28 protein-coding genes and 1 pseudogene are annotated in these 26,321 nt (G+C 45.6%); 9 read left to right on the forward strand and 20 right to left on the reverse strand.

Annotated features, from left to right (window positions below):
* Positions 1 to 110 precede the first annotated feature (110 nt).
* Positions 111 to 740, reverse strand: coding sequence for a response regulator (locus tag KT99_RS14245; RefSeq protein WP_005501315.1), 630 nt, complete (start codon positions 738 to 740; stop codon positions 111 to 113).
* Between the two features lie 79 nt (positions 741 to 819).
* Positions 820 to 2,523 (reverse strand): nitrate/nitrite two-component system sensor histidine kinase NarQ, encoded by a 1,704-nt coding sequence (gene narQ / locus KT99_RS14250; protein ID WP_040572031.1) that lies wholly within the window; start codon positions 2,521 to 2,523, stop codon positions 820 to 822.
* A gap of 258 nt (positions 2,524 to 2,781) precedes the next feature.
* On the opposite strand from narQ, the gene nrfA reads away from it, so the two are divergent.
* Entirely contained in the window at positions 2,782 to 4,182 is a 1,401-nt protein-coding gene (gene nrfA, locus KT99_RS14255) for an ammonia-forming nitrite reductase cytochrome c552 subunit (protein ID WP_040572032.1), read from the forward strand.
* Positions 4,183 to 4,827: 645 nt separating this feature from the next.
* Here nrfA and KT99_RS14260 read toward each other — a convergent pair.
* The 5 genes from KT99_RS14260 to KT99_RS21755 form a co-directional block, all read right to left on the reverse strand.
* Complete coding sequence (locus KT99_RS14260; protein ID WP_086017599.1) at positions 4,828 to 5,337, reverse strand: RDD family protein; 510 nt, start codon at positions 5,335 to 5,337, stop codon at positions 4,828 to 4,830.
* Between the two features lie 73 nt (positions 5,338 to 5,410).
* On the reverse strand, positions 5,411 to 5,665 hold the full coding sequence (locus KT99_RS14265) for a DUF2960 domain-containing protein (RefSeq protein WP_005501325.1): 255 nt from the start codon (positions 5,663 to 5,665) through the stop codon (positions 5,411 to 5,413).
* A 74-nt stretch (positions 5,666 to 5,739) separates the two neighbouring features.
* A complete protein-coding gene (locus tag KT99_RS14270; protein WP_040572034.1) occupies positions 5,740 to 6,219 on the reverse strand; it encodes a GNAT family N-acetyltransferase in 480 nt (159 codons plus the stop codon).
* 40 nt (positions 6,220 to 6,259) lie between these two features.
* Positions 6,260 to 6,424, reverse strand: coding sequence for a hypothetical protein (locus KT99_RS22335; protein WP_198402027.1), 165 nt, complete (start codon positions 6,422 to 6,424; stop codon positions 6,260 to 6,262).
* Positions 6,425 to 6,498: 74 nt separating this feature from the next.
* Positions 6,499 to 6,843, reverse strand: coding sequence for a hypothetical protein (locus tag KT99_RS21755; protein WP_005501327.1), 345 nt, complete (start codon positions 6,841 to 6,843; stop codon positions 6,499 to 6,501).
* 317 nt (positions 6,844 to 7,160) lie between these two features.
* On the opposite strand from KT99_RS21755, the gene KT99_RS14280 reads away from it, so the two are divergent.
* Positions 7,161 to 7,838 (forward strand): OB-fold-containig protein, encoded by a 678-nt coding sequence (locus KT99_RS14280; protein WP_005501328.1) that lies wholly within the window; start codon positions 7,161 to 7,163, stop codon positions 7,836 to 7,838.
* A gap of 105 nt (positions 7,839 to 7,943) precedes the next feature.
* Here the strand turns inward: KT99_RS14280 and KT99_RS14285 are convergent, their stop codons facing one another.
* Both KT99_RS14285 and KT99_RS14290 read right to left on the reverse strand, forming a co-directional pair.
* The gene (locus tag KT99_RS14285; protein WP_005501329.1) at positions 7,944 to 8,579 is read right to left on the reverse strand and encodes a DUF2913 family protein; all 636 of its coding nucleotides are present in this window, start codon (positions 8,577 to 8,579) and stop codon (positions 7,944 to 7,946) included.
* A 20-nt stretch (positions 8,580 to 8,599) separates the two neighbouring features.
* Positions 8,600 to 9,907 carry a DEAD/DEAH box helicase gene (locus KT99_RS14290; RefSeq protein WP_040572045.1) on the reverse strand — a complete coding sequence of 436 codons (1,308 nt, stop codon included), beginning with the start codon at positions 9,905 to 9,907 and terminating at the stop codon, positions 8,600 to 8,602.
* Between the two features lie 575 nt (positions 9,908 to 10,482).
* On the opposite strand from KT99_RS14290, the gene KT99_RS14295 reads away from it, so the two are divergent.
* On the forward strand, positions 10,483 to 11,778 hold the full coding sequence (locus tag KT99_RS14295) for an EAL domain-containing response regulator (RefSeq protein ID WP_083804855.1): 1,296 nt from the start codon (positions 10,483 to 10,485) through the stop codon (positions 11,776 to 11,778).
* A gap of 62 nt (positions 11,779 to 11,840) precedes the next feature.
* On the opposite strand, the gene KT99_RS14300 is transcribed toward KT99_RS14295, so the two are convergent.
* Positions 11,841 to 13,628 carry an aminopeptidase P family protein gene (locus tag KT99_RS14300; RefSeq protein WP_005501333.1) on the reverse strand — a complete coding sequence of 596 codons (1,788 nt, stop codon included), beginning with the start codon at positions 13,626 to 13,628 and terminating at the stop codon, positions 11,841 to 11,843.
* Positions 13,629 to 13,894: 266 nt separating this feature from the next.
* On the opposite strand from KT99_RS14300, the gene KT99_RS14305 reads away from it, so the two are divergent.
* On the forward strand, positions 13,895 to 15,085 hold the full coding sequence (locus KT99_RS14305) for an MFS transporter (protein ID WP_050774368.1): 1,191 nt from the start codon (positions 13,895 to 13,897) through the stop codon (positions 15,083 to 15,085).
* Between the two features lie 552 nt (positions 15,086 to 15,637).
* On the forward strand, positions 15,638 to 16,855 hold the full coding sequence (locus KT99_RS14310; RefSeq protein ID WP_005501338.1) for a M24 family metallopeptidase: 1,218 nt from the start codon (positions 15,638 to 15,640) through the stop codon (positions 16,853 to 16,855).
* A gap of 123 nt (positions 16,856 to 16,978) precedes the next feature.
* On the opposite strand, the gene KT99_RS14315 is transcribed toward KT99_RS14310, so the two are convergent.
* Positions 16,979 to 17,449 carry an FKBP-type peptidyl-prolyl cis-trans isomerase gene (locus KT99_RS14315; RefSeq protein ID WP_005501340.1) on the reverse strand — a complete coding sequence of 157 codons (471 nt, stop codon included), beginning with the start codon at positions 17,447 to 17,449 and terminating at the stop codon, positions 16,979 to 16,981.
* A 325-nt stretch (positions 17,450 to 17,774) separates the two neighbouring features.
* On the opposite strand from KT99_RS14315, the gene KT99_RS14320 reads away from it, so the two are divergent.
* Positions 17,775 to 18,203 carry a hypothetical protein gene (locus KT99_RS14320; protein ID WP_040572036.1) on the forward strand — a complete coding sequence of 143 codons (429 nt, stop codon included), beginning with the start codon at positions 17,775 to 17,777 and terminating at the stop codon, positions 18,201 to 18,203.
* An 80-nt stretch (positions 18,204 to 18,283) separates the two neighbouring features.
* Here the strand turns inward: KT99_RS14320 and KT99_RS14325 are convergent, their stop codons facing one another.
* The 3 genes from KT99_RS14325 to KT99_RS14335 all read right to left on the reverse strand — a co-directional run bounded on the left by KT99_RS14325 (position 18,284) and on the right by KT99_RS14335 (position 20,103).
* Positions 18,284 to 18,652, reverse strand: coding sequence for a DUF1294 domain-containing protein (locus KT99_RS14325; protein ID WP_005501349.1), 369 nt, complete (start codon positions 18,650 to 18,652; stop codon positions 18,284 to 18,286).
* Positions 18,653 to 18,727: 75 nt separating this feature from the next.
* Positions 18,728 to 19,219, reverse strand: a complete 492-nt coding sequence (locus KT99_RS14330) for a hypothetical protein (protein WP_005501351.1) — start codon at positions 19,217 to 19,219, stop codon at positions 18,728 to 18,730.
* 404 nt (positions 19,220 to 19,623) lie between these two features.
* Positions 19,624 to 20,103 carry a hotdog fold domain-containing protein gene (locus KT99_RS14335; protein ID WP_005501353.1) on the reverse strand — a complete coding sequence of 160 codons (480 nt, stop codon included), beginning with the start codon at positions 20,101 to 20,103 and terminating at the stop codon, positions 19,624 to 19,626.
* Positions 20,104 to 20,370: 267 nt separating this feature from the next.
* On the opposite strand from KT99_RS14335, the gene KT99_RS14340 reads away from it, so the two are divergent.
* Positions 20,371 to 21,327: a DUF368 domain-containing protein gene (locus tag KT99_RS14340; protein ID WP_040572037.1), complete on the forward strand. Its 957-nt coding sequence runs from the start codon at positions 20,371 to 20,373 to the stop codon at positions 21,325 to 21,327.
* 4 nt (positions 21,328 to 21,331) lie between these two features.
* Entirely contained in the window at positions 21,332 to 21,520 is a 189-nt protein-coding gene (locus KT99_RS14345) for a hypothetical protein (protein ID WP_005501357.1), read from the forward strand.
* A gap of 51 nt (positions 21,521 to 21,571) precedes the next feature.
* Here the strand turns inward: KT99_RS14345 and KT99_RS14350 are convergent, their stop codons facing one another.
* The 6 genes and pseudogenes from KT99_RS14350 to KT99_RS14370 form a co-directional block, all read right to left on the reverse strand.
* A complete protein-coding gene (locus KT99_RS14350; RefSeq protein ID WP_005501359.1) occupies positions 21,572 to 21,919 on the reverse strand; it encodes a DUF3634 family protein in 348 nt (115 codons plus the stop codon).
* A gap of 280 nt (positions 21,920 to 22,199) precedes the next feature.
* Positions 22,200 to 22,457: pseudogene (locus KT99_RS14355) on the reverse strand (TorF family putative porin); the annotation flags it as partial.
* A gap of 208 nt (positions 22,458 to 22,665) precedes the next feature.
* Complete coding sequence (locus tag KT99_RS14360; protein ID WP_040572038.1) at positions 22,666 to 23,331, reverse strand: IS4 family transposase; 666 nt, start codon at positions 23,329 to 23,331, stop codon at positions 22,666 to 22,668.
* Between the two features lie 3 nt (positions 23,332 to 23,334).
* Entirely contained in the window at positions 23,335 to 23,472 is a 138-nt protein-coding gene (locus KT99_RS22080; RefSeq protein ID WP_005496481.1) for a hypothetical protein, read from the reverse strand.
* Between the two features lie 56 nt (positions 23,473 to 23,528).
* Positions 23,529 to 23,783 carry a hypothetical protein gene (locus tag KT99_RS14365; protein WP_005499203.1) on the reverse strand — a complete coding sequence of 85 codons (255 nt, stop codon included), beginning with the start codon at positions 23,781 to 23,783 and terminating at the stop codon, positions 23,529 to 23,531.
* Positions 23,784 to 24,036: 253 nt separating this feature from the next.
* Positions 24,037 to 25,263, reverse strand: a complete 1,227-nt coding sequence (locus KT99_RS14370) for a dicarboxylate/amino acid:cation symporter (protein WP_005501362.1) — start codon at positions 25,261 to 25,263, stop codon at positions 24,037 to 24,039.
* A gap of 637 nt (positions 25,264 to 25,900) precedes the next feature.
* On the opposite strand from KT99_RS14370, the gene hspQ reads away from it, so the two are divergent.
* Complete coding sequence (gene hspQ, locus KT99_RS14375; RefSeq protein WP_005501363.1) at positions 25,901 to 26,230, forward strand: heat shock protein HspQ; 330 nt, start codon at positions 25,901 to 25,903, stop codon at positions 26,228 to 26,230.
* The last annotated feature ends 91 nt before the right edge of the window (positions 26,231 to 26,321 follow it).

Below are 26,321 nucleotides of genomic sequence, written 5' to 3' on the forward strand. Positions count from 1 at the left end.
CATTATTGAGCTGGCGAGAGTTTCTCGACGAGACTCGTTAGAGGCTTTCCCCTCAAATTGAACACCCATAGAAAAGGCAGCTATAGGCTGCCTTTTTCGATTTGAAATGGTTATTGACTGAGGTATCTAACTGCCATCTCGGTTCTCGATTTGGCATTGGCCTTTCTCAATAGATTCTTCACGTGAACTTTGACCGTGCCTTCGCTGATATGCAATTGCTCCGAGATCGTACGATTACTCATTCCCTGGGCCACGAGTTGCAAGATCTGTAACTCTCTGGGGGTCAGGTTATCGATCCAGTCCTTTTCATCGATTGCATCTTTGAGCTCATAGAGGTAGTCCTCGACCGACTCGCTGATCACTCTATGCCCCTGCATGGCTTGCTTGAGTTTCTCTAATAGGAGGTCGGGCTCAGTATCTTTCAATAGATAACCATCTGCACCGGCTCTAACCAGACGAATGACGTCCTGTTTGGCATCGGAAACCGTGAGAATTACGATGCGGGAGGTGACCCCTTCCTGACGCAGACTGTTTAAGGTATCTAATCCAGTCATGCCTTTCATGTTGAGATCGAGTAGCACGATATCCGGCTCATTTTCTTCGATAGCCGACAGGGCATCTAATCCACTTCCCGCCTCACCAAAGAGGGTGAAATCTGAGTCAGAAGTGATTAATTGGCAAATGCCGCGGCGTAATAGCGGGTGATCATCGACAACGAGCACTGAGTAAGGTTTACCCATTTTTTAAAGCGCCTCCTGCAAGGGTGTTTTCTTATGCCTTGTATTGAATACAAAGAAAAATATCAAGTTAATCATTTATCTAGCTTGGTTCCTGCTCAGGAGGGAAAGTCAGTGTTACTGTGGTTCCTCCTTCGGGATTGCCGCTGAGCTCCACTATACCCGATAAGCGACTCGCACGCTCATGCATAATGCCTATGCCGAAATGCTGATCACGTATTTTAACCCTATCTATGCCGACACCATTATCACTGATGGTGATGGTGACATGGGTATCTGAGTCTTTAAAACATCGAATGTTAATGTGATCTGCTTGGGCATGCTTGATGGCGTTAACCGTCGCTTCTCGGGTTAATTGCAACACATGGATATGTTGATGGGCGCCGAGCAGTTGCATGGGCAATTTATAATCTAAGCTTATGTTAGCGTTGGATTGGCTTTTAAGCTGCTCTAACATGGCTTCGATGGCGTGGTGCAGGTTTGGATCCTTGACGGTCAGCCTAAAGGTCGATAACAGTTCTCTTAATTGCACATAGGCGGTATTTACCCCTTCGTTGATTTCAGCTATCTGCTGTTCGACCTGGGGGCTGCGGCAAGCACTGTCCAGCCCTTTAGACAGCAGGCTGACTTGGATCTTTAAGAAAGAGAGGATTTGACCCAAGGAGTCATGCAACTCCCTGGCTATGACGCCTCGTTCCTCCATGAGTGCGAGTTGTTGTCTCTGCTCTCCGGCATTATAGATGACTATCGAGCGAGCCAACATGATGGCAAAATTTTCGAACAGTTGATAATTGGGCTCCTCGCTGGAGTTAGCCTCTAAGTAACCCAGCTTATTGGATTCAAACTTAAGCGGGAAATGGGTCTTGAGATTCGGTTTCAGAGGCCAACCGCCGTCGGCCTCTATGACTAATTCTTCTTCATTGTCTTGCACTATCACCAGACGAAGAAATGTCTCAGGTTCATGGGCTCTTAGTTGGTTAAGTGCAGTTTTCAAGCTGCTAATTTCGAGCTTACCCGAATGGAGCATAACCAAGTTATCGTATAAGAGGGTTAACTCGTTATTACTGCGCGTCAGGGCTAATGTTTTATCCTTTACCTGACTCTCTAAGTCTCGGTAGAGGGTCGACAGCTCTTTGGCCGTAGATTGGAATGCATTACTTAAGGCGCTGAGTTCAATATACTCAGATTTAGGCATCTCTACATCGAAGTTTCCTTTGGAGATGGTATTGGCTGATTCCATTAACTGATTGAGGGGCGCGACCACTTTTCGTTTGGTGAAACGTACCGCGATGAAAGCGATAAACAACATTAAGGCCAGCCCGATAATTTGGCTCACGGTTAACAATTTCAATTTGAATGCGGCGTAGTGCTCAGTTTCCAGCACCAGTAGATCGATAGTATCGACAAAGTCTTTCAGTGCGGCGGCGTAGAGGCGTGAATTTTTCTCCTCGATATATGATCTCATCACCTTCCATTTGTGAATAACCAGAAGATATTGCTCTCCGATTTCGTCGGGGGTTTTCCAGTCGAGCGAACGTTTAAGTGCATCTGAATAGAGAGTGTTTTCAAACTCCTCTATCTTTTGCAAGGAGTTTTTGCTGCCTGAGTTTACATAAAACATTAAGCGGTAGCTCTGCATTCGCAAAGAACCGGATGCGTTGATGGTTCTGGCGTCTCCAAGACTGTAGGATAAATTGATGATGGAGAAGGTTGACAGCCCACTCGATAATAATATTAAAGTTAACATTAGACCCAAAATGGTCGACGTTAAACTGCTTTTTTTCATTAGTTAAAAACTCACTAAATTACTTTGAATAGTCTATCCGTTAGACTCGGGATTTAAGTTGTTCTAATTTAGTTATCACTTAAAGCTGTTAACAAATAGCTAGAAGTGTGAACAACAACACGTTTACATTTTGATCTACCGCAAGCTTTACATCGGATACTCACTTAGGGGTATATTTAAAAAAATGTTAAGAGGCTAACTTTGACCTTGGAGATGATGTGGTTATTAAGACTATTATAAAAGTAACACGGAGATGAGATGGTGAGAACATTAACTAAAAAATCCTTTGTCCTAAGTGCAATGGTTGCAGGGAGCCTGATGGCTTCCGGCGTGATGGCAGATACTAAAACTGAGCCTAGAAACGAAGTGTATAAAGATAAGTTTTCTAAGCAGTATAACAGCTGGCATGAAACTTCTGAGAGCACAGAGATTATCGATGTACTGGAAGCCGATCCAAACCTAGTGGTTTTGTGGGCGGGTTATGGCTTCGCTAAAGATTATAACAAGGCCCGTGGCCATATGTATGCGATAACCGATGTTCGTAATACATTGCGTACCGGCGCACCTAAGTCTGATGCAGATGGTCCAATGCCTATGGCATGTTGGTCTTGTAAGAGCCCGGATGTACCTCGCATGATCGAAGAGCAAGGGGAAGACGGTTATTTTACGGGTAAGTGGTACAAAGGCGGCGCCGAAATCGTCAACACTATCGGTTGTAGTGATTGTCATGTGAGCGGTAAGTCTAAGTTACGTATCTCTCGTCCTTTCGCCGAGCGCGCCATGGAAACGATTGGTACGCCATTCGATGAAGCTTCTCGTAAAGATAAGCAGTCTATGGTCTGTGGCCAATGTCATGTCGAATACTACTTCGAGAAGACTAAAGATAAGAAAGGTTTTGTTAAGTTCCCTTGGGATCAAGGCATGACCGTAGATGCAGCCGAAGCCTATTATGATGGGATTCAGTTTTCTGATTGGACTCACAAGATCTCTAAGGCACCTATGTTGAAAGCACAGCATCCTGGTTATGAAACTTGGAAGCTTGGCGTACATGGGCAGAACAATGTAAGTTGTACCGATTGTCACATGCCTAAAGTCAAAAATGCCGAAGGCCGTAAGTATACCGATCACAAGGTGGGGAACCCATTCGATCGCTTCGAAGAAACTTGTGGTACTTGTCATGAACAGAGCAAAGAGTTCATGGTCGATCTGACTAATCAGCGCAAGGCGAAAGTTCAAGAACTTAAGATGGCAGCGGAAGGTCAATTGGTTAAGGCACACTTCGAGGCTGGTGCGGCTTGGGAAGCCGGTGCTACTGCAGCCGAGATGAAGCCAATTCTTACCGATATTCGTCATGCACAGTGGCGCTGGGATTATGCGACAGCCTCTCACGGTGTTGCGGCTCACGCTCCGACTGAAGCCCTGCGTATCTTAGGTACAGCGGTAGATAAGGCGGCTAATGCTCGTGTTAAGCTAGCGCAACTGCTTGCTAAGAAAGGTGTTAAACAGCCGATCTCATACCCTGACACTTCTACCAAGGCTAAGGCACAAGCTGCCATGGGCATGGATATGAAGAAGATGAATGCCGATAAAGCAGAGTTCAAGAAGACTGAACTGCCTAAGTGGGATGCAGAAGCTAAGAAGCGTGAAGCGACTTACTAAGCATGAGTTATTCTACTCAGTTTAAAAGATACTAGGCTGTAGTGATTAAGCCCGCTTATAAAGAGAGATAGCGTTCAGATTAGCAAGGCTTGACCCATCTTTTAAATATAAAAAATCCGCAGCTAATTTAGCTGCGGATTTTTTTATGCCTTTAGATAAGCAAACCAGGAACTTCCCTCTTGAGTTCTCCTGTATGACCATTGATATCTGTGGTTTTATCCCTCTAAATAATTGTCGGCTTACACATACTAACGGTAACTAATTATGGTCCTAGCGTTTGAATCTGGGGCGATAAGAGGGCCTATAAAGGCTTCTGGGCTATGGTTTCGAGCACTGGTTTCTGAACTATGCCTGAGAGCAGCTTGGCTGCTAGTACATGAAGGGATGCCGTTGCAAAACAGACGATCGAAATTGAAGCTTATCGGTGGATTATCTTGTAGGTAATATGAGGGAAAATGGCACCGGCATAAGGGAAGCAGGTTTCTAGCAGTTGCAGCCGGCTAGAGTAAAGGAATGCAAAAGAAAGCTGAGTGTAGACTGGTAAGTTTTTAGCTGTAAGTGGCATAAGATAAAATCTTCGAGCTAGGATTTCTTACCACTTACCACTTACCACTTACCACTTACAGCTAATATCTTTTTATAGCGTTAAACGCCGCGCCAGTTACGCATCTGGTTGGCTTCTTTCGACAGCACTACGACTTCGGAGCGAGTCATCATATCTTGCAAAGAAAGGTTATCGCCGTTGATCAAGATCCACAGGTTGCCAATTCCTAACAGAGACCATACCAGGCGAGCCGAGGCTGTGATCATACTCAGGCATTGGCCGTTCGGGTGTTGGATCTTCAGTCGCCAGGCGCGCATGCCTAAGGTTTGACCGCCATAGCTCCAGAAGGAGATGTAAAACAAACCCACACAAAGAGCTATCCAGAGCTGGTATATCCCCTGGTAAAGCGAGACGCTATTGAGCAAATCTGATACATGCTCATAGGTCCCCATGTCTATTAGGCCTGAAGAGGTGAGGGCGGTAAACACGCCAAAACCTATGGCGCCGGCTATCATATAGACGGCTACCGCGAGTAGAAGATCATAGGCGGCAGCGCCGCAGCGGCGAAAGAATCCCGCTCGAGGAAAGTTAGCGTGTTCTCGGTTTGGCATTGAGCTCTTGGTCATTTTCGTGTCCACTCTCACATTCAGTTTGTCGTTGTTAGCTCTAAGTTCTAAGCTAAAGCTATTTGGCTTTTGGGTCATCTTTAATGTAATAGATATCGCTAAAGCCCATACGAGCGAACTCTTTATCTCTGAAGTCTCGGGCTGCTGCAGAGCCTTTCGATGTCGTGGCGACTTGCTGCTCCATCATATGGTAGCGGGTAAGGTCGACGCCTTCTGCGGCTGCAATGGCCTCATGGATATCATGATGCTTGTCGTAAGTAAAGTTGATCTCTTTCGCTTGTTTGTTATATTTGTACGTTACTCTTACTGCCATAATTTTCTCTATTGATTCTCTTGTACTAAGTGTTTATTCAAGCTGATAAAACTTCTAATAACACTGTCATATGCCTATAGCTTCAAGACCATATAACAGGCATCCGCAGTATAAGTTTCCAAACTTTTATCGATGGACTGCAGCACGAAGCCTTGTTTTTCCCAGTAACTACTCGCGCCTTGGACGGCCACTAAGGAGATACTGTTAAATGAGAGCTGCTGAGCCAATGTTACCAGCTTTTCGAAAATGGCGCGTCCGGCGCCTTTTCCCTGAGCGTCTGCCGATAGGGCTATGTCATGCAGATACAAGGTATCGGCCTGCTTAACCTGGCTGACCACTTGTTCCAGTGAGGGGGGCGAGCCGAGCGTCCAGGGATGTGCCAGGCAGTATCCAACCACGTGTTTGTCCGCCTCTATGACGAAGCAGCTTCGTGGGGATAATTGCCATTTACTCTGTAACACACTCAGAGACTCTGGCGCTATTTCAGGGTAACACTCCTCCTGAATCAAGAGGATACTCGCCCAGTCTCCAGAGTCGATATTTCGCAGGCGCATCATTTTACCCTGGCCGGCTAATTTATCCCCGTATGATACGTTATTTTAGGTATCTTTGCTCTAGATGACGCCTAAAGAATTTAGGGTTTAGGGTTTCTCCTGTGGCGTGTTTAACTAGCTCTTCGGTGGTCAATAAGCAACCCTGAGACCAGATGTTCTTGTCGAGCCAATCGAAAACCTGAGCTATGTCACCTTGGGCCAGCAGTTCGTCGACTGGCCCCCAAACTTGTCTCCATTACGGTAATCATCTCGGGTATCTATGCCTAACAGTGATTTAATTCACCTATGGTGAGTTGGCTGTTTAGGTGCTTGCGTATCTTGGGCTGGATCTGAGAGAGGCTTGAACCCTTGCCAGTCATTATTGGCTCGCTGAACACGCCAAGCATGTTCGCAGCGGTAGGCTAGCTGTGTTTTAGCTTGAACAAGATCGGCGGGAACGACATTGGCCTGCATGAAATGATAACGGATCTCCCTGAGGTTAGACATTTGCTGACTATCGAGTAGCTCCTCTTCAGCCTGTTCGATACGGGTTTCGATAAAATAATCTGTTTTTAGCTCATGAATATGCCGAGCCAGTTCGGCCATAGCGGCACCTCGGCCTTCGCTGCCGCCAATAGGCATCATGGTGGCCTGGTCCCAATCACCTAAGACGCTAAGACACTAAGACACTAAGATGTTCGAAGTGGGCGATTTTCTGAAAGTGTTCCGTTAAACGCAGGTAATGGGGCGTACTCGGTGAGTGTGTCATGCTGGCTCTTCATCAAATTTTCACTTGCGTTATGTTATCACTCAATCTTCAGCAGTGCCGAAAACCTTTAATCCTAGTAACATTTCTATATTGTTTACATGTTGTTTCTATATTGTTTTTGTTTTGCTATTATTTTAAACAATACGGATTGTTGAACAAGCTTAGTTCATTAATCACGTTAAGTTTCAATAAAATGGATGCGGTAATACACATGGAGGCGACTATGGTGGACTTTATGCTCACCCAAGCTAATTTACCTTTTACACTCTCTCTTGCGCTTGTACTCATACTCGGTGTGCTCGAAGCACTGTCGCTGTGCATTGGCTACAGCCTAGTGGGGGCTCTGGATGATTGGGCGCCCAGCGATGTCGATGTTGGCTCCCATGGAGTGGGTCCCAACGAAGTGAGTGGCTTAACCGAGATTGCCGCTTGGCTTTGCCTGGATAGGTTGCCATTACTTATCTGGTTTGTGCTGGTGTTGATCAGTTTTTCAATCACGGGTTATATTAGCCATTATCTCTCAATGGCAATCAGCAATGAGCTGTTGCCTCAGAGTGTCACTCTGCCCATCGCACTCTTCTTTACTGCCTTATCTTGTCGCTATGTCGGTGCACTCGTCGCCAGAATATTACCCAAGAATGGCTCCGTTGCCGTGTCTATCGATGGTTTGCTCGGCAGTGTTGGCACCGTAACCATAGGCTGTGCGATTAAGGGGAATCCCAGTGAGGCCTTAGTCAAAGACCAGTATCAGCAGCAACATTGTGTGTTGGTGGAGCCAGAATTAGCTGGCATCGAATTTAGTCGTGGTACTCAGGTCGTGTTACTCAGAAGGGAGGGGACGGTATGGTCTGCCGCAAGGTTTGATTCTTAACCGTTCGAGATATTGGGGAGCGTTAGTGCGGCTATAAGAGAGACATTAAAAAAGCACCCTAAGGTGCTTGTTAATATCTTGAGTAAATCGATTAGCTAGCTAATTCTACCCATTTTTTTCTACAAGAAGTGCCATGGCTGGCCCCTTGTTATCGGGGAAGACTCGATAGGCCTTATGATGCTTAATGAGGCTAGCTTTCTTATTGCCTTGGCTTAGCAGTAAACCGTGTTTGGCTGCAATTCTTGCCAACTCTTGCTCATTAGCACGGACATAGAGGGTGATGGCCTTAGTCAACTTGTCGCCGTCTATGTGTCCATCATACTGCTCAACTGAGATCACTAAGCTGTTTTGGCCACTGCTATCTAGCTTTAGCTTAGTGGTGACTGCAGAATCTAAGATAATGACCCAGTCATTTTCTTTAAGCTCACTTAACATGGCGTTTAGGGATGTACCTACGGCCTGATTTTGTGCTGCTGCGAGATATTGCTCTTCTATGCGTTGCAATACTGAGGTAAGTTGCGCGGCGGCGCCCATGCTGCGGGCATCACGGATCCACTGGGTTAGTTCTTTGGCGATCAACTTAGAGAAGCGTCGCTCCTTGAGAGCTTGAACCATCCAATTACACAGGAAGTGACTCTCGGCCGCGGCCGTTTTAACCACATTCTTGCTCTTGCTGCGCTCTTCGAGCGCTGCAAGGCCTGCTTGAGTGATTTCGATGAGGGCCTGATTATAACTAGTCATCAACTTATATCCCTTAAGTCTTAGCGGATTTTCTTGATCTTGGTAGCCGGTCTGTTAGAAGAGTTTTTCACTTTTACTCGACGGCCTTGCATGTTTCTCTCACCGACGACCTGAGCACCGGCGTTATCTTCACGCTGCTGCTTCTTGCCGAAGCTACGACGCTTCTGAAGTTGCTTGATTAGCATGTCTCGGCTACCGACTTCATATCCCGGGATGGTGATACGGCGCAGTTTCTTGCCGATCAAGGTTTCGATATCGTATAGGGTGCGCTCTTCTTCACGGCTCACCAGAGAGATGGCCACGCCAGATTTACCCGCACGGCCGGTACGACCAATACGGTGAACGTAATCTTCGGCAAGGAAAGGCAAGTCATAGTTAACTACGTATTCGAGATCTTGAATATCAAGGCCGCGAGCCGCCACTTCGGTGGCGACTAAGGCGCGAACCTTACCCTCTTTAAATTCTCTTAAGGCGCGGCGACGGTTGCCCTGAGCCTTCTCACCATGGACCACAGATGAAGTAATACCATCCAAGTTGAGCTCTTTAACTAGCTTATCGGCGGCATCACGTGTGGCGGTAAAGATGAGTACCTGTTGCCAGTTTTTCTTACCGATAAGCTCGGAGAGTAGCTCGCGCTTGCGGCGCTGCTCGACAGGATAGACGACCTGACTCACTGTGTCAGCTGTGCTGTTCTGGCTGTTGAGACTGATAAGCTTAGGCTTGACTAACATGTCGTTAGCCAGTTTCTTCACGGCACTGGAGAATGTCGCCGAGAAGAGTAAATTCTGACGTTGCTTGTTGACGGCCTGCATTATTTTCTGGATATCGCTAATAAAGCCCATATCTAACATGCGGTCTGCTTCGTCCAACACCAAAAATTCGACATTAGACAGGTTTAAGTTACAGGCTTGAAGGTGCTCGAGCAGGCGGCCCGGCGTTGCCACTATGATGTCAGTGCCACGCTTAAGTTTCTGTGCCTGACTATCTACCTTAACCCCACCATAGATGGTCAATACTGAGACATCGATATACTTGCTGTAATCACTGATGTTGTCGGCGATCTGAGCGGCAAGTTCACGTGTCGGTGTGAGGATCAGTGCCCGAGTATTCGATCTCTGTGTCGGCATCGGGTTATCGAACATTTTCTGCAGGATAGGCAGTGCGAAGGCGGCCGTTTTTCCTGTGCCGGTTTGAGCACTGGCTAAGACATCCTGACCACGGCGGATCGCCGGTATGGCTTCTTGCTGAACAGGCGTCATTTCTTGATAACCGCATTCAGAGATAGCGCGCAAAATCTCGGGAGCAAAACTAAAAGATTCAAATCTCATCTTGGGGCCTCTATTCAACTTGTTCATTCACCTGACCATACGCAGGTAATCTTCTCTATCCATCAGGCAGTGAACGCCTAAACCACGAATAATTCGCGGCGGCGGAGTATAGCAATTTTTAGTCAGTTTTAACAGCATATCATTTTCTGCTCTATATCAGCCCCACACTGGCTTTCTTTGGTTTTTTTTTGAGCCGATATATAGACAGAAAAGACCAAGGATTTGACAGCTTGAGGCTTTGGACTAGGCTTTAATTGGATTCATATTTATCCTATTTATCCTATTTATCCTATTAGACTATTAGACTATTAGACTATTAGACTATTAGACTATTAGACTATTAGACTATTAGACTATTAGACTATTAGATTAGACTAGACTCGTACTCTGGTCAGTGGTCAGTAGGCTTGATATAACGCATGGAGGCTATATGGCACTTTCTCATTGTGCATTGAAAGGGATGATTTGTCATATTCCAACTGATTTATTTTCACGTTTTTCTGCTTGTCTCATTTGGATTTCAGTTTCTTCCCGCAGTATTTCTCTGCTCATCGCTATCTCACTAGAGAACTAATATGTCTATCAATGTACTCGTTATCGATGATTCCATAACGTGTTGCCGAGTTCTGCGCGAATACCTGATGCAACTCGATGTTAATCGGGTGGAATATTGCACAGATGCTGGCTCGGCGATTAAAATTTTGACCAAGTATGCCAAAGACTATCAGATTGTTGTCGTCGATCTACACATGCCAAATATGGATGGTATCGAACTCTTGATGAAGCTAAGTGACATAGGTTATAGGGGCGGTGTCATCATAGCGTCTGCGATGGAAAGCCGTATCATAGAAGCGGCTGCTAAAATCGTAATTAATTCAAGGCTTCGCCTCTTAGGAGCATTAACTAAGCCTGTTTCGACTAAGCAGCTTCAGCTGTGTATCGAGCGACTATTTATGATGGAATCAGATCTGGCACCTAAGCCTGTCTCCATCTCTCTCGATGAGTTACATCGGGTCTTGAATGACAATAAGGTGGTCCCATATTTTCAAGCTCAGATAGAAGCCAAAACGAGAAACATTGTCGGGTTTGAAGTCTTATGTCGTATTCAGTTGGGCAATAAGCTGCAACTGCTTTCGCCCGCAAGCTTTCTTGAACTAGCCGAATCTCATAATCTGCTCAACGATTTGACTGAAAAGTTACTGGAGAAGGCCTTGCCACAATGGAAGCTGATAAGCCAAGATGACTCCTGCGTTAATTGCAGCCTCTCCATAAATCTGAGCCCCAGCCAACTGAATCAGGCCAGCTGGCCCAATCGATTGCTAAAGTATTGCCATGATAATCAAATGGAAACATCGCAACTCACCATAGAGATCACCGAGAACCAAGCATTGAGTGAGCAGAGTCAATATACGAGCATCAGTCGATTACGCTTACATAATTTCGGGGTGGCCATCGACGACTTCGGCACCGGATATACTAATCTCACTCAGTTATGTCGTTTACCCATCAGCGAATTGAAATTAGACATGAGTCTTGTGAGGGGGATCCATCATGACCCTCTAGCACAAACGATTCTAAAATCCTTACAAGAGATCAGTAACAAACTTGGGATTAAACTGGTAGCCGAAGGAGTCGAAGACCTGAGGGATCTTAACTATCTCGAACAATTTGATAACTTACGCTTACAAGGGTTTTTAATTTGCCGACCTAAACCATTCACCGACCTGATGCGTTGGCTTAAAGCCCATAAAAAAGTCAGTAAATCCAATGCTGATGTTAGCGAGGTTGGCACCGGCACCGGCAGAGATAAAGCCAGTAATCAGGTCTCCGCCGAATTATCTAAGGATAGTGTGTCTGGCTATAGTATTTAGTTAGTTTTGAAGACCCATAAAAAAGCAGGCATAGCTAGCCTGCTTTTTTATGGTTTTATAAACTAAATGGCCTTAGTGGCATTTTCTAGCCAGTTCAGCTCACAGCCTTGCATCAAGGGAGCAAGTGTCTTGTATACCAGCTGATGGTAATCGTTGAACCAGTTGAGTTCGGCATCAGTTAACAGGCTCTTATCTATGAGGCGTGAGTCCATGGGTATCAGTGTCAAGACATCGAATTCAAACATCTCTCTTTCGGCGTTTGCTAAGGCTGCACATGGACGGACGGTAATAAGGTTCTCGAGGCGAATGCCAAACTCGCCGGCACGATAATAGCCCGGCTCATTAGAGACCACCATTCCTGGTAGCAGGGCGACATCATTGCTGTTTTTAGCTATGCGCTGCGGACCTTCGTGGACATTGAGGAAGTGGCCTACGCCATGGCCTGTGCCGTGATCATAATCGAATCCATGTTGCCATAGGTATTGGCGCGCGAAACCGTCTAATTGCTGGCCCGTGGTGCCGCGAGGAAACTTAGCCTGATCCAGTGCGATATGACCCTTAAGCACTAAGGTGACCATCTTCTTGTGTTCGCTAGTGACTTGGCCAATGGCTATGGTTCGGGTGACATCTGTGGTGCCATCTAGGTACTGAGCGCCTGAATCAACCAAATATATGCTGTTGTTGGTCATGGTTGCCGGAATGCCATTATTGTGATTGTAATGACACATGGCGGCGTTTGCACCCACGGCAGAGATGGTGTCGAAGCTAGGCTCTTTATAAAGCTCATCTTCTAAGCGAAAGCTCTCCAGCTTGTCGGCCAGTACGCCTTCGTCATGAAAGTTTTCGGACTCTACTTCCATGTCTAACCAGGCTAAGAAGCGACTGACTGCGACGCCGTCACGAATATGACAGGCACGCATGCCTGCCAGCTCGGTAGTATTTTTCTGTGCCTTGACCAGGGACACAGGATCGAAACCTGGGATGAGTATCGCACCAGCCTGTTCTGCGATTAGCTGAGACCAGGCGTTGCTCGAATTTTGATCGGCAAGTAGCTTAACGCCTGCAAGTTCCTTAAGCGCATCCTTAAGCTCACTTTCGGCTTTGAAACTAACGCCTGAGCCAACATGCTCAGATGTCCCTGCCGGGAGTTTTTCTACATCGGTGAACAGGGTCATGTCGCCATTAGCCGTTAATAGGGCTGTGCCCAAAATAACGGGCAGGCGAGGCACGTCATTACCACGGATATTCAGTAACCAGCAGAATGAATCCAGTGAAGTGATAAGGGCCATGTCTGCGCCGGATTCAGCCACAATCGCTGCAATCTGTTGACGTTTTTGTTGACTGCTTTTACCCGCACGTTTCTCATCGAAGAGGATCGCCGCAGCGTTAGAGGCTAAGGGGCGGTCTTGCCAATGAAGATCGATAGGATTGTCATCGACGGCAACTAAGGTCATTTGTGCCTTGTTTAGTTGGCTTTCAGCCGATTTTTGCCAGCTTAATGGATGCAGGCGAGGATCGTAACCTATGCGGGCATCGCTACCTAAGCTTGCTGCCAGCCACTGGATTTGAGGTGTATCGGTCAGACTCATGTATTGAAAAAGCTCACCATCGACCTGCAGCTTGACCTGAACTGTGTATCGACCATCGACAAAAATAGCCGCACTTTCTTTGAGGATGATGATCATGCCGGCGGAGCCGGTGAAGTGACTGATCCACTGCATGCGCTCGTTACGCTCGGGAACATATTCGCCTAAGTATTCATCGGCGCGGGGGACAATAAAGGCATCGAGGTTGGCTTTGGCCATCTCACTGCGAACCGCATCGAGTCGTGCGGCAATTGATTGAGACATAAATACTCCGGTGTTTACTCACTCATGCTTAGGTATCATTAGACACTATGAGTCAGCATTACTCTTATTAAAATGAAAATTTGCGATATTATGACCGATTATCTCAGTTGAAGTGGTCCGTGGGAAGTGTGAGTGTATGAATTACCTGCTTCAAAGAGGAAAGAGATGTAAACTTTGAAACATAATACTTGTTACATGTGTCGAAAAATCAATTAGATTAGAGCAGATGAATTTAGGTTTATCACAGATTTTTAATGGAAATGAAAATGCCCTTTAATGTGTGGGTGCTTACCTTGGCGCAGGCCTTTGCCATGAGCGCCGCACCTATGATGATGCTGCTGGGTGGGATCATAGGTGCCGAGATTGCTCCTAGTCCCATATTAGCGACTCTGCCTATCGCATCTATGGTGGTCGGTGTTGCCATCTTTATCTTGCCTGTGACTCAACTGATGCGCAGATTTGGACGAAAGAAAGTGTTTATCGGCGGTTCGGTAGTGGCGGGAGTGGCTGGATTGGTTGCAGCCTATGCGGTTCAAGAGCAGAGTTTTGAGCTCTTTTGTTTCAGCGGCATTCTACTCGGGTCTGCCGGCGCAGTTATCCAGCAATACCGCTTCGCGGCGATGGAGTCGGTGGCGCCTGAATTGGGCGCTAAGGCCACATCGAGAGTCTTATTGGGCGGTTTGGTCGCCGCATTTTTGGGCCCTGAGCTTGCTGTGTTGGGTGGGGATTTAATCGAGATCCCTTATGTCGGGGCTTTCCTTTTTTTGACCATGGTGAGCCTGCTCGCTGGATTGACACTGTGTTTCTATCGAGAGGATAGCTCTGCGTTATCTCGAGTGAACATTGAGGCTTTGGGAGATATTAGGCCATTAAAGAGCATATTGAATCAGGAGCAAATTTGGGTCGCGATTGCCGGGGCCATGATAGGCTTTGCCATGATGAGTTTCGTGATGACGGCGACGCCTCTGCATATGCATCATATAGAGCATCACTCCTTAGCCGACATTAAATGGGTGATTCAGAGCCATATCATCGCCATGTATCTGCCGTCTCTGTTTACCGGTTATTTGGTGGCAAAATTTGGGGTGTCTAAGATGATGCTCGCAGGTATGTTGGCTTATTTTGTCACCGTAGTGACGGCCTTGATGGGTCATGATGTGTTCAACTATTGGGCCGCCCTGGTATTGCTAGGCTTAGGCTGGAACCTGTTATTCGTGGGCGGAACTGTGTTACTGCCCCGTTGTTATCGTCCCAATGAGCGTTTTAAGGTTCAGGCGTTCAATGACACCTTAGTATTTGGCTCCCAGGCTATAGCCTCTCTCAGTGCCGGTTGGGTCATACATCAACTCGGTTGGCAAGTGTTACTCATTATCTGTATTCCGTTTATTGGGATTCAGCTGATCTTGATATCTTGGTGGAAATTAAACCAAAGCAAACTCTTATACCATTCCGAGTAAGTATCTGATCATTCAGCGGGAGTTCAAAGCGCTGTAGGCAAGGTCTATATATTGCTCCTCGGTAACTGCTCCTGCGTTACTCTCGATAATTGCTCCGGCATTATTCTACCTTCACCCGTCCATGGGCTCGTACCTCCTGCATCTGACCTCCAGGGTCTTAAGCGTTCCATACGCTTTAAAGACATTTCCCATATCCCTATGGGTCAGGGAAATGTCTTATTTTGTATGAAACAAAATAGACCATGCAGTCGTATATCGAGAACATTCAACCTAGCATAAAGGACTTTGCCCTTTGCTTTAAACATCAGCCGCACTGCGTGAGGCTCTCAGTGTTTCCACTTCTGCGTTTCATTGACTTAAAAGGGAATAACCTAGTCTCTTATTCTGAAAATATTTCTACTGACCCTTTGTATATTTTATGCTAAAAGTAGCTTTACTTTCAGTATCGGCTTACTGTCTCACTTCGAGGCAAGTATTGGAGCCGAACAAGACATAATATCTGGCAAGGCATTCGGCTTTGAATCTTAGATAAATATATAAAAGGGTAACCCTATGACCTTAGGCGTGGGCGGTTCGACCGCAATGCAAGAGTTGGCAAAACTGAGCGATATGACCAAGGGCACTAGGCCTATCTCCAAGAGTGAATTTAGTGCACGTATCGAGAAGGCCCAGGAGCTGATGAAAGCTCAGGGAATCGAAGCCATCTACATCAACGCGGGTACTAATCTTTATTACTATACGGGTACTCGTTGGTATGCCAGTGAGCGTATGGTTGGCGCCATCATTCCTGCCGTTGGCGAACTGGAATATATCGCTCCGGCATTCGAGGTCGATACGCTTTTAGGCTATATGATTATCGAAGGTAAGGTGAATACCTGGCATGAAGACGAGAGCCCATACGCCTTGTTCGGTGAAGTGCTCAAGCAGATGGACATCAATAGCGGCAACGTTGGTATCGATGAGTCTGCAGCCTTCTTCATCTTCGATGGTGTCCGCCTGGCTCATAGTCAGTTCGATTATGTCAATGCTAAGCCTGTGACTGCGGCTTGTCGCATGATCAAATCGGATACCGAGCTTAGCTTGTTGCAACGCGCTAAGGACATGACTCTTGAGGTACATAAAGCGGTGGCACGTATCTTGAGAGAAGGTATCACAGTCGGTGAAGTTGAAGCCTTTATCTATGATGCTCACAAGGCTGTGGGTGCTCCTGCCGGTTCTTACTTCTGTATCGTGTTATTCGGTGAAGACAGTGCTTACCCTCATGGGGTCAAGTCGCCTAAAGCGCTTGAGCAAAACGACACTGTGCTTATCGACACAGGTTGTCAGCTGCAAGGTTATAACTCAGATATCACCCGTACCTTCGTGTTCGGTAAACCGAGCGATCGCCAACGTGAGATTTGGCAACATGAGCAAGATGCTCAGCTTGCGGCATTTGAGGCGGCTAAGATTGGCGCCCCCTGTGCCAGTGTCGATAGGGCGGCCCGTGATGTGCTTGAGGCCGCAGGTTTTGGCCCAGGTTACAATGTACCTGGCTTGCCTCATAGAACCGGTCACGGTATCGGCTTAGACATTCATGAATGGCCTTATCTGGTGCTTAATGACCAGACGCCTTTGGCTGCGGGCATGTGTTTCAGTAACGAGCCCATGTTATGTGTCCCCGGCGAGTTTGGTGTGCGTCATGAAGATCACTTCTACATGACAAAGGAAGGCGCAGTGTGGTTCACCAGGCCAATGCATTCCATCGATGATCCTTTCGGATATGAAGCTTGATTTTAGGCTGTTAACTTTAGAGTTCTAACTTTGGGTTTCGAGCGGCTAAGATCTAGCCGCTACAGCCAACTAATCAGCAGTATTCGCCATCATGAGGGGGAGCAATCGCCCTACTTTTCCTATTCAATCTATGCTGATAAGCTCTACATCGAAAATGAGCACCGAGCCTGCAGAAATCTTACCCGTCGAACGATTGCCATAGGCCAAGGTACTTGGAACAAAGAAGCGGACCTTCTCTCCGGTAACCATCAGTTGCACACCTTCGGTCCAACCTTTGATCACACGATTAAGGGCAAAGGCAATAGGTTCACCGCGTTCCACTGAGCTATCGAATACTGTGCCATCGATCAAGGTGCCGTGATAATGGACGGTAACGGTATCGCTGGCTTTCGGATGGATCTCGCCGTCTCCCTTATTCAATACTTTATATTGAAGACCCGACAGAGTCTCGACCACACCTGCTGCATTTTTATTTTCCGCTAAGAAAGCCTTGCCTAGTTCAATATTTTCCTTAGATACTTTTTGGTTGTTCATCGAGGTAAAGAAATAAAAGATGACGCCGGCAATGACGACTATGGCTAAAAGCATTTTCATGAAATGGATCTCTTGATTGAATTTTCCCAATGGTACTGATTGCCGGGTATTGGGTAAAGAAACTTTGTATCCGGGCATCCTTAGATTTATAACTGACAGTGCACCTAAATTACGGGCATGGCACGCAAATACCTAAGCTGTTAATAATTAAGGTGATAAGTCGGCAGGTGTTACCTGGTATGGTTTTGATATGTTGCACTCTAACTTTTATATTAATTAGGCTGGTGGCTGTTTGATGTAAATCAGTTGCAACATCTCGGCCATTTTAATAGCTTTGTGATATCGCTAAGTGCGATGTTATTTTTTAAGAGTGAGAGTCCCTAACTTGGGACTCTCACTGACCATCGAGCCAGGGCAAGCTGAGACCTTAGTGGGCTTAACCCAAGCCTTTAAAGCCGTTGCCGTTATTGTCGAGTCAGGTGATATGGCGGGCCATGCTACTGCTCTTACACCGGGCGATGTGATAGTTACTGCAGCATTTGGAGGTATGTCTGGGGTCGCTAATGCAGGAGTGACAGGTACAGTCATTGAAAGTTTAGAAATGGCGCCGCTAGACTTTGTGACTCCCGCGGGAACGCAAGTAAAGTATACCGCTAGGGCAAGGTTTTCAGATTCTAGCGTTCACGATATAACTTTGCTTGGTTACTGGCAGAGTAGTAAAGAGTCGATAGTTATTATTGGTACTAGTATAAATATACAAAAGGGGAATAAACGTGCTGGTGAGTCGGGTTCAGCCAATGTCACGGTGAACTAATACTCAGTTTAGGGTGATGACTAAGGGCGCCTTGTGCGCCTTTTATTTTTCTAAAATGCACTGTTCTAAAACTTTTTTAGCTAAAATATTGGGGTAAATGCTTGTCCTTGTGGGGAAATAAGCCAAATGAAGCCTGCACTGTTTAGCGCTATCATGCACCACAGTCCTATTCTAAAGCTTAATTTCTGCGACTTATGCCTCAAGCTTTGCTGAGCTATGATGGCCCCAGGCCAACCGCCGCAGAGGGCCAGTAGTTGCAAGGTGCTCTCCTTGGTTCGCCAACGTCCATCTCGGGCGGCAGACTTATCCCGAGCATAAGCAATAAAAGTTATGATACTGACGCTAAGGTAAGTGACTATGGTAAATAGTGGCAGTCTTTCTGAGATCACACCCGCAGCGACTAGCACTAAAAAGACTAGCATACCGCCAATTTTAATTCTTGAATTCATGGGGCGTTACTTAAATCAAAACATCGAGTTTATCAGAAAAATTCTATTTCTAATTCATAGATCTCTGTATCTTCCTCATCCATATATAAAAGTATAACCATGTGATCCTGCCGTTGCGCCTGCAACGGCAATGAGACTTAAACTCAGCAAAAAAATGTGCATGATGTGAACTATTCTGAAGGTCTTTTCACTATCTTGGGCTGCTTTTTTATGGAACCACTGATGTAAGAAAAGGGGTTCTAATACAAAGAGGACTAAGGTAAAAATCCCCCAAACTAATGTCATTAGGTGCATCCACCAAAACTGTGGGTAGAGGTAGCGATCCCAACCATTGATAATATCTAACATCACATAGCCAGAGATCCCTGTCGCTAAGGTGATAAACTTGGCTTGAAAAGAGAACTTACTCTCTAACTGCTCAAAAAGTGCGAGTCGTTTCTCTGGTGAGGTGAGCTGCTTAATTGCAGGCAGTAAAATGGTGGTAACAAACGCCACTCCTCCAATCCAAAGCACAACCCCTAAAACATGAATGGCTCTAGCAATTACAAAATAGTGATGTTGTTCCATAATCTATGTTTATCCAAAGTTAGCTAACGCTAATAATATGTATTTACAATACAGGTTATCAGCGGTTGCTTCTATGGCATAAGTCAAACTTTAAGCAATTTTACTAATTTGAACAGGATTAGGTTTTATAGCCGATAGTTTTCGACCAGCAAGAGCGTTCTGTCCAAGTAAAACAGGTTGCAGCCGCCAGCAATTAATTCAAGAGCTTGTAGTAGATAGAAGTAAGTATCAAATTGTCCTGCTGGGGCCCAGCTGCTCAAAACTATGTTGCTGCCTGATTGGAGCGCAGCTGCGATGGAGGGAATATCTGAAGAGGAGTTAGCGATCACTTTGAAGGTGATCGCTAGGCTTGTTACTTACTTCGATAATCGATGAGTTGGATGCAGCTCATGGGTTTTAGCTCATTAGGACTTGGGTGGCTTAGCCGAGATCCAAAGTTTAATGTGTCCCTGGACGACTATGATGTCGTTTTCATCATAGGCGGTAACCGCAACCAGTAGATCTCCCTCGACCCATTGCTCGGGCTTTACTTCGGCGACACAACGTATGTCACTACCAGCCTTAGCCGTGTAGTCTAAGCTCATGCCTTTGGGTATCCATCTTAAGTGTTGGGGAATAGAGGCTTCAGCCATTACGCCCATCGCCATCTCTAGCCCATTACAGATGGCGATGACATGGACGGTCTTAATATGATTATGCACGGCATGACGTTTCTTGATGAAGCATTCACAGTAATGCGGTCTTAGGTTAGTGATCAGCGGCTTGATGGTGCCAAAGTAGGGAGCCATTCTAGACACCATTGCTGAGAATATCTTGTTGCCGAAGGGGAAGCGGGTGACCTTGTTGTAGAGCGCCATCACCTTGGTGGGTCTTTGCTGTGTCATCTTTATCTGGCCTTATTGTTATAGGATACTGGAGCTTAGGCCCCTGGTCGGATGAGTTTAGACTATATGGATAACAAAAAACTAACAAGTTGATTTTTAGTCAATAGCGGTTTGGCCCAAGGATAGTGGTCTTTTCGGAGACTAATTTAGCCTCAGCGAGCCAATTTAGCCTAAATGAAACAAAGTTCATTTCCCTTTAGCGGATCATCAATCGTATAATCCCTCTACAGAAAAACGTTATACCATTTAACTAAATAAGGCTGAAAATTGAAATACCTGCTTACCTACCTAAAAGGCATGGCGATGGGCGCCGCCGATGTGGTCCCTGGCGTTTCCGGTGGAACCATTGCTTTTATCACAGGTATTCTTGATACCTTGTTAGACAGCATTCGCCGTATCAATCCAAGTTTGATCAAGGTGGTGAGGGAGCAAGGCATTAAAGGTGCATTCAATCATATCAACGGGCCTTTCTTGGTGTGTGTCTTCGGTGGAATATTAACCAGTATTTTCAGTCTCTCTAAGTTGATCTCTTATCTTTTGCTCAATCATCCGATACCTGTGTGGTCCTTTTTCTTTGGCCTGATCTTGATCTCGGTAGTGCATATGCTCAAGCAGGTAAAAGGCTTCTCTGTGATCCGCATGGTGTTATTCACCTTGGGCGTGCTGTTTGCCTGGGGGATCACTATGCTCAACCCCATCTCATTGGAGATGACTTACCTTAATATATTCATAGGTGGCAGTATCGCCATCTGCGCCATGTTACTTCCGGGGATTTCGGGCAGCTTCATCTTGTTGTTGTTAGGCCTGTATCCACCCGTGCTCGCCGCGGTAAAGAATTTCGATATCGCCGTGCTTGCCGTCTTTGCCAGTGGATGTATTTTCGGGCTGTTGACATTCAGCCATCTTCTGTCGGCACTGCTGGTTAAGTTTCACGACGCCACCCTCATCTTCTTAACGGGCTTGATGCTGGGAACTCTGGGGAAGATCTGGCCCTGGAAAGAGGTGATCTCCTGGCGTGAAAACTCTGCCGGTGAACAGGTACCTCTGCTGGAGCAGAACCTCTCACCCATGCATTTTGAACAAGTAACCGGACAGGCTGCGCACATTTCCTGGGCCGTAGTGGCCTTGCTTGCTGGCATACTACTGGTATGGGGCATGGAGAAGGTTGCCGAACGAAATTCAGGGTCAGACACAGATAAGCACAAGCTTAATAAAGAGACTTAATCTAATGAAACGTGTACTTATTATCACTGCCTTGTTGGGGATTTCAGCCTGCGCGACCAATATTGATTTCGATCTCGACAGCGAAGACTGTGCCAATCAAGATGTTGTGGAAGTGATACAAGATCCTATGATCGAAAATAATGAGCGCATGATTGAGGATGCCAGAAGAGACGGCAGGCTGCAGCGAAATTAGCCGAGCAGCTTGAAGCTGGTAGACAGATCTTAGATCTGTCTTAAGATTTAGTTATCCAGCCTGGCGGCTATTGTCGACCATTTTTTTATCATAGTATTCGAAGGGAAATAGGTTTCTAATTCTCTGGGTGATGGTGTCATTCACATGGGCGGAAATATGCAGTCTTATCGCACCAGATAGCTTTTCACATCTGACTGTGCAGGTGAGCTTCTCAGATTTGGCTAAGGCTCGGCAGTCCTTCTGAAATTTCTCCGGGATCTTGCCCTTGTGAGATTTAAGTCTTCCATCTTTAAAGTGCATCTCGAAGATTTTCAGTCCCTTCTTGCCGCTAAAGATGAGCTTATAAGCGAGAAAAATCCCTATTGCAATAAATAGCACTTTCAATACTGTTGCTGTCATGTCGTCATCCTGTCTTTATTTATCTCGTTACTTTATATTAGATAACAATACTCTTGTGGCTGAGATTTTTAAAGTGTTGCAGTGCACACTTTGAATAGAGACTCTGTATCTGTGTAATACCATTTGGTGTTACTTGTTATATGGTTTTCATGGGCTATGATTAATCCTTAGGACTGCAGTCAATCAAGGATGGTGATATGTTTTATCTAATTCAGTTAAATAAAAAAACCGCCCTGATGGCGGTTTTTCCTTACTAATAAATCAATAAATCAATAAATAGTTAGAAGCCATAGCTGGCGGTGAATAGAACGGTGCCATCATTTTGCCATGCGCCATCCTTAATGATGTTGTCATCACTTAGGTTGGTTTCCAGCCAGGCGAGGGATAATCCGAAACCGGCCAACTCTGTCGAGAGACCGATAGAGTAATCAAGGTAGTCTTCACCCCAGTCGAGATCGGCGCCATCACCATAGCTGTAACCGACATGGGCATCTAGGCTCCAGTTTTCGGCAATTTCATAAGAATAGTTAAGCTCTGAGTCATATGTTAGTCCTTAAGGAGCTGTAGCCCTTTAAATATGAGGGGTTATACATTCTCAGCCATGAGTTTCTGTTAGTTGTACAAAAAGCGTCTGATTATCTCTTTTAGGATGAGCGCGGCAAGCATACTCACTGAAGTAACGGCACCATTTCCTTAGTGTCTTTTTGATCCTGTATTCACGTCCAGATAACAGTGCTTTTAAAATGTCAGGCAGCCAATCGTTTGCACACCGTGCGACTTTTTGTCGTAGATATAGTCACTTGGTGTATTAGGCCGCTCGCCCTCGCGATAAAGCGCTTTAATAGTAAGGTAAGCATGCTCGCCCACACGAGACTTTCGGCAATGCTTTTATCTCGAGTATTGAAGGTTTTTAAACCGCTGTAGGACTTTAACTCCTTGAAGAATAATTCTATTTGCCAGCGCAACCCATATAATTCACTTACTTTATCAGCGCTGAATTGTGCTCGCTTTAGGTTGGTGATGAGGTAACCAATCGCCGATTTATTTCTATCCCAGAAGGCGATTAATCGATGAGTTCCTGGCTTGCTTTTCCACTGAACATCGAGGTCGATTATTTGCTCTCGATGCCATTTAAGTTGCTTTATTTTTTTACCGATTAACCCTTCTATCGCAAGTCCTTGGCTATCAAAAGCCGCTTTTATATCGGGATTAATTTTACCATTGGTTCGCATAATTACATGACCACCGTGTTTGTCTGCTTGATAGCAGTAATCAATATTAAAGTAACCCGCGTCCATGAGCAGCAAGGTGTCCTGTATTTCATAAGCAAAGGGATTATAGTGCCGCTCACTTTCTGAATCGGGAGAAATACCCAGATAATTGTAATGACCAGACATCAAATCCGTGGTCACGTGTCACTCCATGGCTGCCGGGTGAGTCTTGGTGAATCGGCCGGGAAACTCTTTAGTTAAACCAATGTGCAATTTGAGGGAGCTAGCATCATGAGCCTCTATCGACTTAAAGGGGTATTCACTCGGTAATACTCTATGCACTAACTCGAGTAGCCACTCGTTAGCGGCTTGTTCGACAAGAGTCCTAAGCAGTTGAGTTAACTCTGGTTTTTTAGTTTATTATGCAAGGGCTTATAGTTGATCCCGATGTCATGTTGGCTGCATAAATTCTTATGAATATCAGCAAGGTTAATATTGGTTCTGGTTCCCAAAGTATTGAGGATTGCCAGCACCAACTGCATGGGTGAAATGTTGCGCATCCGCTGCATGAAATGACACTGTTTGGCTAATTGAGTGATGTTGCATGAGTTAAGAACACTTGTCAGTTGCTTAGGAATCGCGTTAAAATTCATCTTGTGCTCTCTCATTTTTGATTAGTGGTTCGCACTTACTATTTGATCATGAGATGAGTACAACTTCCAACATTTATTAAATAACATTGGTTAATCATGTAGATATTGAGTTTTTGCTTAAGATCCTACGTATGAGTCATAAGTCATAAGCTAGATATGACCCCGCGACTAGTTCCAAATAAAAAGCCCCTTTACGTTTCGGTAAAGGGGCTTTTTTGTCAGTTATATTTATGACTAATATTTGTGATTCAGACTACTTATTTTCTGGACAAAATCTATCCATTACTACAGCGCAGACTGCGTCGCCTGTAATGTTCAGAGAGGTACGGATCATGTCAAATATACGGTCCAATGCGAACAATAGTGGTAGGCCGTCAATCGGGATACCGGCTGCAAGTAGCACGGCGACAACGAGGAAGGAGGGCCCTGGCACACCGGCTTGACCTATGGCGCCCAGTGTCGAAGTGAAGATAATGGCAGCATAGGCTGTCATGGTCAGATCGACGTGATACATCTGAGCGAAGAACATGGCGACTAAGCCATAGTAGATAGCGTTCCCCGTCATATTGATGGTCGCGCCCAGTGGTAATACGAAGGCTGTAGTTGCCTTGGAGACATTGAGCTCCTCTTCACAGGTTTCCATGGTGACTGGCAATGTCGCCATAGATGACGCGGTAGATAAAGCCATCGCTTGAGGTTTCTTCATCGCCGAGACAAACTTCATCACAGGGACGTTTGAGAAAAACTTCACCACCAAGGGGAAAAAGATGAAGGCATAGATAAGAATTGCCACAACGAATACAAGGAATAGCTTCAATACGACTTCTAGAGCCTGAAATCCGAATGAGCCCACAGATTCAGCCATCAGACCAAATACACCCAGAGGCGCGATGATCATCACGCAATTGATCATCCATACGAAGGCTTCTACTAGGGTATTGAGGCCTTTGATAATCGGCTTGGCACCATCGCCTTTCACTTTACTTAATGCGACACCGAAGAAGATACAGAAGACCAATATCTGCAGAATATTCCCCGAGCTCATAGATTCAAACACATTAGTCGGGATCATCCCAATCAAGGTATCTATGGCGCCTGGAAGTGCGCCTTGCTCTGCGGTGACTTGGGTTAGTGATTGACCCTGTGCGCTAAAGTCTATGCCAGCTCCTGGCTTAAAAATATTTCCCATGACCAGTGCCAGCGTGACGGCAACGCCTGAGGTGATAATGAAGAAGGCAAAAGTGCCGATACCTATCTTACCCGCAGAAGGGCTATCACCTAAGCTGGCGGCGCCGGCGATAATGGATACTACGACCAAGGGAATGACCAGCATCTTAATCAGGTGGATAAAGAGGGTACCAAGAGGCCCAAATATGGCGGCATCCTCTCCCATGTAAAGGCCCACTAAGGCACCAATTATCATGGCGATGACCACCTGAAGACCTATGTTATTGATTAATTTTTTATCTCGAATTGCCACGCTAACCCCGTTGTTCAACTGATCTGTAAAGCTTTTTTGAAGGAGCGTAAAGTTATCACATCAGTGTATCTGACACTGTGAAACAGCACTTAACTAGGGGGTTAACTCATCCTTATATAAAAAAACTCGTCTTTCATTAAACTATCTTTAAAAAAGTATAGGTAAATTCCATTTATCGTTAACATGAGTTGAGTTTCAGCAAGGCTTTTTTTGATATCTGCATTTGCCGCTGCTTATTTGGCCAAGTATGTAGTTTTTTTTCCTCATACAGTGAGTTTGCTTCGAATGAAGCTTGAGGGCATTTTCTGGTTTAGCTTCTCGCTGAATGGGTGTTGGCTAGTGAGTTTTACTTTCAAGGTTATCTATCGCTTCCCAGCGGTGGATGTGCACTTTTACTTTGAGAGGGTTCTGCGAGCCGCGGGCTCTTGATTTCATAAGCGCCGTCCTTGGAGGATCTAGCAAAAAACCTGACCTTATTCTCTGCATATTTTTAATTTTCAATCCTTGAAAGTAACTGTTAATAGCTATAAATTCAGCTAGATACTATGCGCGCATGGGAAATGTTAGCTTTATTAATTGTGCACGCGCACTGTACAGCTATTATTAGTCTAATCAGCTTGATCATGGAGAAGATTGTATGGGAACGGTAACAAATATAACCAATGCAAAATTTTCCGTTGGCGACTTAATTCACCACCGGCTTTTTGGCTATCGTGGCGTTATTGTCGATGTTGATTTGAACTTTCAACTAACTGATAATTGGTATGAACAAGTCGCTAAGTCTCGACCTCCAAAAAATAAGCCTTGGTATAGTGTGTTAGTTCATGGGAGTTCACATTCAACTTATGTGGCCGAACAAAACTTAGCGCCTGATGATATTTTGGAACCTATTAGCCATCCAATGCTTAAACAGTATTTTTCAGAGCTAGAAAATGGTCGATATATTAGGAATAGGCCCATTAATTAACATGGCAGCAGCCAATAAAACTAAAATCGAAGAAGTAAATACTCAGGTGTGAACGCGGCTGTGACCTTCGACATCAGGGTGAGGTTTCACT

Origin of the sequence: Shewanella benthica KT99 (assembly GCF_000172075.1) — a bacterium.
Classification (GTDB): domain Bacteria; phylum Pseudomonadota; class Gammaproteobacteria; order Enterobacterales; family Shewanellaceae; genus Shewanella; species Shewanella benthica_A.

What these genes read in the sequence shown, in the direction of transcription:
- KT99_RS14270 (WP_040572034.1), bottom strand. Translation starts at nt 6,219, where the DNA reads ATGCGCCTGCGAAATATCGACTCTGGAGACTGGGCGAGTATCCTCTTG.
- KT99_RS14285 (WP_005501329.1), bottom strand. Translation starts at nt 8,579, where the DNA reads ATGACTAGTTATAATCAGGCCCTCATCGAAATCACTCAAGCAGGCCTT.
- KT99_RS14315 (WP_005501340.1), bottom strand. Translation starts at nt 17,449, where the DNA reads ATGAAAATGCTTTTAGCCATAGTCGTCATTGCCGGCGTCATCTTTTAT.
- KT99_RS14300 (WP_005501333.1), bottom strand. Translation starts at nt 13,628, where the DNA reads ATGTCTCAATCAATTGCCGCACGACTCGATGCGGTTCGCAGTGAGATG.
- hspQ (WP_005501363.1), top strand. Translation starts at nt 25,901, where the DNA reads ATGGGAACGGTAACAAATATAACCAATGCAAAATTTTCCGTTGGCGAC.
- KT99_RS21755 (WP_005501327.1), bottom strand. Translation starts at nt 6,843, where the DNA reads ATGATGCCTATTGGCGGCAGCGAAGGCCGAGGTGCCGCTATGGCCGAA.
- KT99_RS14345 (WP_005501357.1), top strand. Translation starts at nt 21,332, where the DNA reads ATGAAACGTGTACTTATTATCACTGCCTTGTTGGGGATTTCAGCCTGC.
- KT99_RS14310 (WP_005501338.1), top strand. Translation starts at nt 15,638, where the DNA reads ATGACCTTAGGCGTGGGCGGTTCGACCGCAATGCAAGAGTTGGCAAAA.
- KT99_RS14295 (WP_083804855.1), top strand. Translation starts at nt 10,483, where the DNA reads ATGTCTATCAATGTACTCGTTATCGATGATTCCATAACGTGTTGCCGA.
- nrfA (WP_040572032.1), top strand. Translation starts at nt 2,782, where the DNA reads ATGGTGAGAACATTAACTAAAAAATCCTTTGTCCTAAGTGCAATGGTT.
- KT99_RS14365 (WP_005499203.1), bottom strand. Translation starts at nt 23,783, where the DNA reads ATGAATTTTAACGCGATTCCTAAGCAACTGACAAGTGTTCTTAACTCA.
- KT99_RS14330 (WP_005501351.1), bottom strand. Translation starts at nt 19,219, where the DNA reads ATGGAACAACATCACTATTTTGTAATTGCTAGAGCCATTCATGTTTTA.
- KT99_RS14325 (WP_005501349.1), bottom strand. Translation starts at nt 18,652, where the DNA reads ATGAATTCAAGAATTAAAATTGGCGGTATGCTAGTCTTTTTAGTGCTA.
- KT99_RS14335 (WP_005501353.1), bottom strand. Translation starts at nt 20,103, where the DNA reads ATGACACAGCAAAGACCCACCAAGGTGATGGCGCTCTACAACAAGGTC.
- KT99_RS14280 (WP_005501328.1), top strand. Translation starts at nt 7,161, where the DNA reads ATGGATGCGGTAATACACATGGAGGCGACTATGGTGGACTTTATGCTC.
- KT99_RS14350 (WP_005501359.1), bottom strand. Translation starts at nt 21,919, where the DNA reads ATGACAGCAACAGTATTGAAAGTGCTATTTATTGCAATAGGGATTTTT.
- KT99_RS14245 (WP_005501315.1), bottom strand. Translation starts at nt 740, where the DNA reads ATGGGTAAACCTTACTCAGTGCTCGTTGTCGATGATCACCCGCTATTA.
- KT99_RS14265 (WP_005501325.1), bottom strand. Translation starts at nt 5,665, where the DNA reads ATGGCAGTAAGAGTAACGTACAAATATAACAAACAAGCGAAAGAGATC.
- narQ (WP_040572031.1), bottom strand. Translation starts at nt 2,523, where the DNA reads ATGAAAAAAAGCAGTTTAACGTCGACCATTTTGGGTCTAATGTTAACT.
- KT99_RS14305 (WP_050774368.1), top strand. Translation starts at nt 13,895, where the DNA reads ATGCCCTTTAATGTGTGGGTGCTTACCTTGGCGCAGGCCTTTGCCATG.
- KT99_RS14290 (WP_040572045.1), bottom strand. Translation starts at nt 9,907, where the DNA reads ATGAGATTTGAATCTTTTAGTTTTGCTCCCGAGATTTTGCGCGCTATC.
- KT99_RS14260 (WP_086017599.1), bottom strand. Translation starts at nt 5,337, where the DNA reads ATGCCAAACCGAGAACACGCTAACTTTCCTCGAGCGGGATTCTTTCGC.